Origin of the sequence: Synechococcus sp. R55.2 (assembly GCF_047462075.1) — a bacterium.
GTDB lineage: Bacteria > Cyanobacteriota > Cyanobacteriia > Thermostichales > Thermostichaceae > Thermostichus.
Window position 1 is genome coordinate 1 of sequence record NZ_JANSIH010000101.1, and the last position, 8256, is coordinate 8256.

Genomic DNA, 8256 nt, shown 5'->3' on the forward strand with positions numbered 1-8256 from the left:
GCAGCTCACCAAACGATCCAGAAAAGCAGCAAAAGGAGCGCTAGTAGAGGCCAGATCGTGCCAGCGCAACTCCCCCGTCAACGGGTCGCGAAACAGCTTCTGGGGCGGGATCCCGCAGAGGGCCTGCAGGGCAATCAGCCCAAGAGCATAGAGGTCGCTGCAATGCCTGGGGCCATAGGGGTTCCCGAAGCCAGAGCCGGAAAAAGCCAGACCCTGTTCCTCACCCCCCCACTTCAACAACACCCATCGGCCATCCGCCTGACGGTAGATCAAGCGAGAGGGCTGCAGGTTGCAGCAGCTCACCCCTTCCCCATTCAGGAAGGCCAAGGTTTGCAGCACATCCTGCAACAAGGCTCGTACCTCAGCCTCTGTCCAGTCGTGCCCCCAATGGCAGTGCATTTGGCGGGACGGAGTCGTTAGCTGGCCCCTCTCGGTTGCGTTACCTAGCAATAGAGCTTGTTCCAGGGTGGGCCCTTCAACCCATTCTTCCACCCAATAAAACTCCCCCTCTTGCTCAAAGCAGGCCAACAGGCGGGGGATACCCTCGTGGGATCCCAGGTGCTCCCGCAGCGCCACTTCTTGCTGAAAGAGATGCCGTAGCGAGGCGGAGTCCTCACTGTGTTCGCGGTGCGGAGCATTTTGGCCGGCCTGCCAGCGTTTGAGCACCACCCGAAGCCGCTCAGGATGATGGCTATCCTGTGCCAAGTAGGTTTGTCCGCTGGATCCCAGTGCTTCCAAGATCTGATAGCGGCCACCCAGGGTCTGCCCTACCATGGGGAGAGTGCGAACCTTTTCCTTCCGACCCATCATGCCATAGCGACGTGAGACTCAGGCTAACCGTTCACCCTTGCGTTCACGGTGCGGAGCGCCTGGGTGGGATAGAGTCCTCGCCGCATCAGTCCTCCACCGCCATGGCTGAGGTGAGCAGAGCAAAAAGCGAAAGGGGATCCCGACAGCCGCTTTCGGTCAACTTTCTCCCTGGAGCAGGCTGAGTTGCTCAGCGACCTGGGGGATGTTGTTGCAAAACCTGCTTCAAATATCGCCCTGTATGGGATCCGGGGTGCTCAGCCACCTGTTCTGGAGTGCCAACGGCGATGATCTGGCCGCCGCGGTCGCCGCCCTCTGGCCCCAAGTCAATAATCCAATCAGCACAGCGGAGAATGTCCAGGTTATGCTCGATCACCAGCACGGTGTTGCCTGTATCCACCAGCCGTTGCAGGACGTTCAAGAGCTTGTGGACATCGTAAAAAGACAAGCCGGTGGAGGGCTCATCCAGCAGATAGAGGGTTTTGCCGGTGGAGCGGCGGGCCAGTTCTGCGGCCAGCTTGACCCGTTGCGCTTCCCCACCGGAGAGGGTAGGAGCTGGCTGGCCCAGCTTGATGTAATCGAGGCCCACATCGGCCAAGGTCTGCAGGATCTTGGCGGCAGGAGGCAGGGCAGCGAAAAACTCCAGCGCCTCCCCCACTGTCATATCCAGGACTTCGGCGATGTTCTTGCCCTTGTACCTGACCTGCAGGGTTTCGCGGCTGTAACGGCTGCCCCCGCAGACTTCGCAGGTGACGTACACATCGGGCAGGAAGTTCATTTCAATCACGTTCACCCCCTGCCCTTTGCAGGCTTCACAGCGCCCCCCCTTGACATTGAAGGAAAAGTGGCCGGATGGGTAGCCTCTGGCCTTGGCATCCAAGGTTTGGGCAAAGGTTTGGCGGATCGGGTCGAACAGGCCGGTGTAGGTGGCAGGGTTGGAGCGGGGGGTACGGCCAATGGGAGATTGGTCGATGACGATCACCTTGTCGATGTGTTCGATGCCCTCAAGTTCTCCCATCTCCGCGGGTTGGGGCACCTTGTGTCCAAGATGGTGCTGCAGGGCAGGGTAGAGCAATTCGTTGACCAAGGTGGATTTGCCGGAGCCGGAGACGCCTGTAACACAGACCAACTTGCCCAGAGGGATCTCCACATCGATGTGCTTGAGGTTGTTTTTGTGGGCATTGGTGAGCTTGAGGGCAACCGCTTTCCCAGCCCGCCGCTGCGCAGGGGTAGGGATCCGCAGCCGCCCCGAAAGATAAGCTCCGGTGATGGAGCGCTCGCAGGCCATGATGTCCGCCAGGGATCCCTGGGCCACCACTTCCCCCCCGTGGATGCCGGCCCCAGGGCCGATATCGACGATGTGGTCGGCGGCACGGATGGTTTCTTCGTCGTGTTCCACCACGATCAGGGTGTTGCCCAGATCTCGCAGGCGAAACAGGGTTTGCAACAGGCGCTCGTTGTCCCGCTGGTGGAGGCCAATCGAGGGTTCGTCCAACACGTAGAGCACCCCCGTCAAGCCGGAGCCCATCTGGCTGGCCAGCCGGATCCGCTGCGCCTCGCCCCCGGAGAGGGTCATGGCCGGACGGGCCAGCGTTAGGTAGTCCAGGCCCACATCCACCAAAAACTGCAGCCGGGTTTTGATCTCCCGCAGCACCAGCTCGCCGATCTGCACTTGTCGCGGGGTAAGTTTCAACTGCTCCAGGCGGTGCAGGCAGTCGCGGATGGAGATCTCGGTGAGATCCGTGATGCGGTAGCCGCCGATGCGCACGGCCAGAGCTTCCGGCTTGAGACGGGATCCCCCACAGGCGGAACAGGGACGGTAGGTGAGGTAGGCTTCCAGCTTTTGCCGATAGATTTCGGAAGTGGTTTCCTGGTAGTGCCGCTGCAATTGGGGAATCACCCCCTCATAGCGGCGATAGTACCCCCGGCCTCGGTACTGAGATTCTACCTCGGCGATGTAGACCTCCTGGTCTGCACCGTAGAGGATGATCTGCTGTTGCTGGGGGGTGAGATCGCACCAGCGGGTGCTGAGGTCGAAGCCAAAAGCCTTGGCGGCTCCCGCCAACAAAGCCAGATAGTAGGGGTTCTCCCGCTCTGCCCAAGGGGCGATGGCCGCGTACAAGGGGAGCTTGGGATCGGGCACGATCCGCTCGGGGTCGAAGATGGGCTCAAAACCCAGCCCGTGGCAGACAGGACAGGCCCCAATCGGCGAGTTGAAGGAAAACAGGCGCGGCGACAGCTCGCCCATCACCGAACCGTGCTCCGGGCAGGCAAATTGCTCAGAAAAAATCAGCTCCGTTGGCTTGCTGTTCAGGTATTGCCCCGCCGACTCGGCCACCTTTTGCAGCAGCTGTTCTCGCTCCTCTTCCCGCGGCAGCAGCTCCACCACCGCAATTCCTCCCGACTGGCGCAGGCAGGTTGCCAGAGAATCGGCCAGTCGCTCCGCTATGTCGGGGCTCTTGACCAGCCGATCCACCACAACCTCAAGGGTGTGGGTTTTGTTTTTGGCTAACTCGATCTCCTCGCTCAGATCCCGCACCTGGCCGTCGATGCGCACGCGCACAAACCCTTGCTGGCGCAAGCTTTGCAACAGGTTGGCATGGGTGCCCTTTTTCCCCTTCACCACCGGCGAGAGCAACTGAAACCGCGTCCGATCCGGCAGGGCCAGGATCTGATCCACAATTTGATCCACCGTCTGGGGGGCGATCACCCGGTTGCAATGGGGACAGTGAGGGATCCCAGCTCGCCCATACAGAAGCCGCAGGTAGTCGTAGATTTCGGTAACGGTGCCAACCGTCGAGCGGGGGTTGTGGCTGGTGGACTTTTGATCGATGGAGATGGCCGGACTCAGCCCTTCGATGCGATCCACATCCGGCTTGTCCAGTTGCCCCAAAAACTGCCGCGCATAGGCACTGAGGGATTCCACATAGCGCCGCTGCCCTTCGGCAAAAATGGTGTCAAAGGCCAAAGAAGATTTGCCAGAGCCGGAGACGCCGGTGAACACCACCAGGCGATCCCGCGGGATCCGCAGGTTGACATTTTTGAGGTTGTGCTGCCGCGCCCCCACCACGTGAATTTCGTTTTGGCTGGACATCTCACCACCTTTTCGCGCAGCGTGTCACAGGTATCCCGTCGAGACCGGCGAGTAACAAAATCTTAACGATTCTTAGTTGACGATTCTAATGCTCTTCGCTTTGTCCAAAAGGGGATCCCAGGGAGGGCAAACCGGTAGCAAAAAAGACTTGGCTATGCTGGAAAGGATCGACCCCCAAGGGCCATGACCTGGACACTGCCATCCGTTCAAAAGGTGTTTGTTTACCTGTTGGTGGGGATCGCCTTCACGGCCCTTTGTCTGGGGGATCAGGCTTTGTCGCCACCGGTGATTGGTGTCTGTTTGGCAGCGGGGGCCTGCAGTTGGTTTTGGGAGCCGCCAAGGATTGCTTTTGCCCGCTATGCCCCCCTGTGGATGCCCCTGACGGTGGCGGTGTTGCTTAGCCTGCTGGCTTTGGTTATCTTTGGGATCCTTCCCTTTTCCGATGGGGCCATTGGCTTGGTGCTTTACCTAACGGGGGCCAAGCTGTTTCAGCGGGAACGGGCAGCCGATCACATCCAGTTGGCGGTGCTGTCTCTGCTGCTGATGGCCATTGCCACCCTGTTCAACGAAGACATCAGCTTTGGGCTGCTGTTTTTGCTGTACGTGGGGGTAGGGCTAATCAACCTCACCCTTTACCACCTGCGCCTGCAAGCAGAGCAGCACCCGCAGGCAGCCAGCCAAACCCGTGGCATCAACCTCAACTTTTTGGGCTTTCTCGGATCCCTGGCTTTGCTGGCGGTGATCCTGTCCGTGGCTTTGTTTTTCTTGTTCCCGCGGGTCAGTTTAGGAATTCTGGGTCGCCAGGCCCGCTCGCCGGTGATGACCACTGGCTTTGCCGAGGAAGTCAGCCTGGGAGCATTCGGCACCCTCAAAACCGATAACACCGTTGTCATGCGGGTGGAATTTCCGGCAGGGGTGCCGCCCCGTGTGGAGTCCCTCTACTGGCGCGGGATCAGCTTCGATCGCTACGATGGACGGGCCTGGTCGCGAACGCTAGACCGCTTCATCCCCATTTTCCCCAACGCAGCAGGGGTATTTGATCTCTCTGCCTCCAGCTTGATCCCCACTGCTCCCGACCTGCTGCTTCTCCCCTTGGAGCAGCTTATCTATCTGGAGCCGCTGGTCACCAACACCGTTTTTGGGGTGGCCCCGCTGGTGGAGATGGAATGGCTGGAGCGGGGCGGAGCAGCGACGGTGCAACAAGCCTGGCAACGGCAAAATCGCCGCCTCATCCTGAGCGAGACCGGAGATGTTGGCCATTCTCTGCCTCGGCAGGTGCCCCATCTTTACCGCGCCCGGAGCCGGATCTCAAGGGAGTTAAGCCCGCGCTTGCGCCAGCTAGGCCACGCGGAGCTGTTCAGTGCTCTCGACCCAGTCCAACAGGCAGCCTATCTGCAGTTGCCAGCAGACCTGGATCCGCGCATTCCCGCCTTGGCTGAAGACGTTACCGCTGGGATCCCCGATGTCTTTGGCAAGGTGACGGCTTTGCAGAACTACCTGCTGGAGAACTACGCCTATACCACCGATCTGCCGGATCCCGGCCCTGAGCCGCCTTTGGACGCCTTTCTGTTCACCCATCGGCGGGGCCACTGCGAATATTTCGCCACAGCCCTGACGATACTGGCCCGCAGCATTGGCATCCCGGCCCGGATGGTGAATGGCTTTTTGGGCGGGCGCTGGGTGGCGCAGGAACGGTATCTGGCAGTGCGCAATGCCGACGCCCATTCCTGGACAGAGATCCCCTTTGGCCCCTACGGCTGGGTCATCTTTGACGCTACGCCGGCAGAGGCCAATGTTAGTCAGCGGCAGAGCTGGTGGGATCCCCTTCAAGATTTCTACGACAGCTTGCGCTTCCGCTGGTTTAAGTACGTCATCCAGTACGACCTATCCACCCAGCGGCAGATCTGGCGGCAGATCCAGGAGCTGGCCAGCGCTGTAGCCGCCTCTCCCGATCGAGAGGATGTCGGTGCTGGCTTCCGTCGCAGCCTGGTTGCCTTGGGGCAAACGTTGCAGCAGAATGGCCTGCCGGTGTTGGGGGTGGTTTTGATCACCGGATCCATGGCCTATTGGGGTCGCCGCCGCCGCTATCGGGCTTTGCGCTGGCAGGATGGGGGGTGGATTCTGTTGGCCACTGCCGGCAATGGGGTTTTGCTGGGATCCCTGTGGCAGCCTCCGCCCCCCTGGCCCACCTGGATGGTTGGCCTCTTGCTACCGAGTCTGGCCTTTGCTGGGATGCGCTGGATCCCGGCGGCTCTACCCAAGTCGCAGCAGCGCCGCCAGCTTATCTCAAGGCTTTATCTGCAACTGCGGGAGGCTTCGACAGCAGTGGGGATCCCGGAGCACTTGGGGCCAGCGCAACGGGTTGAGCACCTGCGCCACTCCGATTTGCCACAAGCCCAGTTGGCCATCCGGTTCTTGGAGCGCTACATGGAGGTGCGCTTCGGTGGGATCCCGTTGGAGGTGGGGGAACTGCAGCGCTGGCAGCAGCAACTCAGACAGCTTAGGCAAGCATGGCAGCCACTGGCCAAAAACCCCGCCATCACCTCCAGAAGAGCCACTTGACCAGAGGGACGGCTGCGCCTTAGAACAGGTACCCCAAAAGCCCTGCGAGAAGCCTTGACAGTTATGAGACAGTTAAGAGATAGTTAACGTTAGTTATAGACCCCGTAAGCTGCACTGTCAGACGGGGAAATCGCTCAGTGGCGCACTCGCTTCAGGCACGTTTCGCGCTGCTGCATTGCTGTGCCCTTGCAAACTCATCTGAAGCTGTGTTACGTTTTTTAACGTTCAGCTTCGAACGAGCAAGGGCGTGTTAGCTATGCGTAGCTATTCTTTGAGGGCGGCTTTGGCTGCAACTTTGTGTCTGCTGTCCTCGTCAGTTTTTTCCTCTAGTGTGGCTCAAGCGGCGCCTAAGCCAACCGGCAACGGTGCAATCTTCTTTCACCCAGATGGAACCTCAGCTTCCCACTGGGACATTACGCGCATTCTCCACTACGGCCCTGATGGCTTTCTGAACTGGGATCGTCTCCCCGTGATTGCCCCTTATCGCGGGCACCTTCTTGACCAGCTTGGAGGAACTTCCAACGCCGGAGCGGTGATCCATGCCACGGGAACCCGTGCCCACGCCAAGAGCTTTGGGTTGGATCCGGACGGCAAGGAGTATCCTTCTGCCAACGGTACCCTGAACACGATCATGGAAGATGCCGTGGCGGCAGGCTTGGGTACGGCTCTGGTGCAAACGGGATCCATCATTGAGCCGGGGACGGCTGCCTTCGTTGCCAAAGCTGCCAAGCGCAGCGACTATGAGGAGATTGCCCTGCAGGTGGTGGAGTCAGGGGTAGACATCATCCTCGGCGCTGGCGAGGAATGGCTGCTGCCGGAAGGTGTCCAGGGCCGCTTTGGCCAAGGGAAGCGCAAGGATGGCCGCAACCTGATTGAGGAGGCCAAGAAAAAAGGGTACGCCGTTGTCTACACCCGCGACGAGCTGCTGAAGCTGCCGGCTGATGTTTCCAAAGTTTTGGGGGTGTTCAACGTGGAGGACACCTTCTACGACAAGCCAGAGGAAGAGCTGCGCGCCCAAAACCTGCCCAACTACATTGCCAGCGCCCCCACCATTGCCGAGATGACCGAATTTGCCCTGGCGCGGATCTCCCGCAATCCTAAGGGCTTCTTCGCCGTCATCGAAGAAGAGGGCACTGATAACATGTGCAACAACCTCAATGCCTCTGGCTGCCTGGAGGCCATGAAGCGGGCCGACGATGCCATCGGGGTGATTCTCAACTTTATCGAGAAGAATCCCAAGACCTTCATGATCACCACCAGCGACAGCAACGCCGGTGGCATGCAGTTGGTGGATGTCGAGTCCGCCGATGAGCCGTTGCCCCCTACTGACCCCGAAGGCAGTGGTGCCCCCATTGACGGAGTTGACGGCACGGGCACAAAGCCGTTTATTTCTGCTCCTGACAAGAATGGCAAGCGCTATCCCTTTGCCGTGGCTTGGGCTACCGGAGATGACGTCGGCAGTGGAGTCATTGCTCGCGCTGCGGGCTTGAACGCCCAAGAGTTGGTGCCGACCACCGGGATCCTGAACACGGACATTTATCGGATTCTCTACTTCGTGCTCTTCGGGGAGCGCATCCCCAGCGAGCTGAAGCCCTAGTGCTGCAGTTACCTGCTTTGGACGGGCATTTGCCTTAAGCTCTGGTAGCCACGGGGGATCCATTGGATCCCCTTTTTTTACGAGACTACACAACGCTTGGATTTCTATGATCGTTTGATCGTTGAACAGACTTGGAGTACCCCTGCTGCACCGCCTGGTAGCGCCGTTTGAACTCCTGCTGCTGCACCTTGTGATC

Annotated in this window: 3 protein-coding genes and 1 pseudogene; 2 read left to right on the forward strand and 2 right to left on the reverse strand. The window is 59.8% G+C overall.

The window, feature by feature from the left end:
• Together NW838_RS03670 and uvrA are read right to left on the reverse strand one after the other, a co-directional pair.
• A pseudogene (locus NW838_RS03670) lies at window positions 1-774 on the reverse strand (hypothetical protein); the annotation flags it as partial.
• Window positions 775-997: 223 nt separating this feature from the next.
• Window positions 998-3901: an excinuclease ABC subunit UvrA gene (gene uvrA / locus NW838_RS03675; RefSeq protein WP_414427513.1), complete on the reverse strand. Its 2904-nt coding sequence runs from the start codon at window positions 3899-3901 to the stop codon at window positions 998-1000.
• A gap of 183 nt (window positions 3902-4084) precedes the next feature.
• Between uvrA and NW838_RS03680 the strand changes: the two genes are divergently transcribed.
• Together NW838_RS03680 and NW838_RS03685 are read left to right on the forward strand one after the other, a co-directional pair.
• On the forward strand, window positions 4085-6463 hold the full coding sequence (locus NW838_RS03680) for a transglutaminaseTgpA domain-containing protein (RefSeq protein ID WP_414427514.1): 2379 nt from the start codon (window positions 4085-4087) through the stop codon (window positions 6461-6463).
• A 256-nt stretch (window positions 6464-6719) separates the two neighbouring features.
• On the forward strand, window positions 6720-8060 hold the full coding sequence (locus NW838_RS03685; protein ID WP_414427515.1) for an alkaline phosphatase: 1341 nt from the start codon (window positions 6720-6722) through the stop codon (window positions 8058-8060).
• Window positions 8061-8256 lie beyond the last annotated feature (196 nt).

What these genes read in the sequence shown, in the direction of transcription:
- uvrA (WP_414427513.1), bottom strand. Translation starts at nt 3,901, where the DNA reads ATGTCCAGCCAAAACGAAATTCACGTGGTGGGGGCGCGGCAGCACAAC.
- NW838_RS03680 (WP_414427514.1), top strand. Translation starts at nt 4,085, where the DNA reads ATGACCTGGACACTGCCATCCGTTCAAAAGGTGTTTGTTTACCTGTTG.
- NW838_RS03685 (WP_414427515.1), top strand. Translation starts at nt 6,720, where the DNA reads ATGCGTAGCTATTCTTTGAGGGCGGCTTTGGCTGCAACTTTGTGTCTG.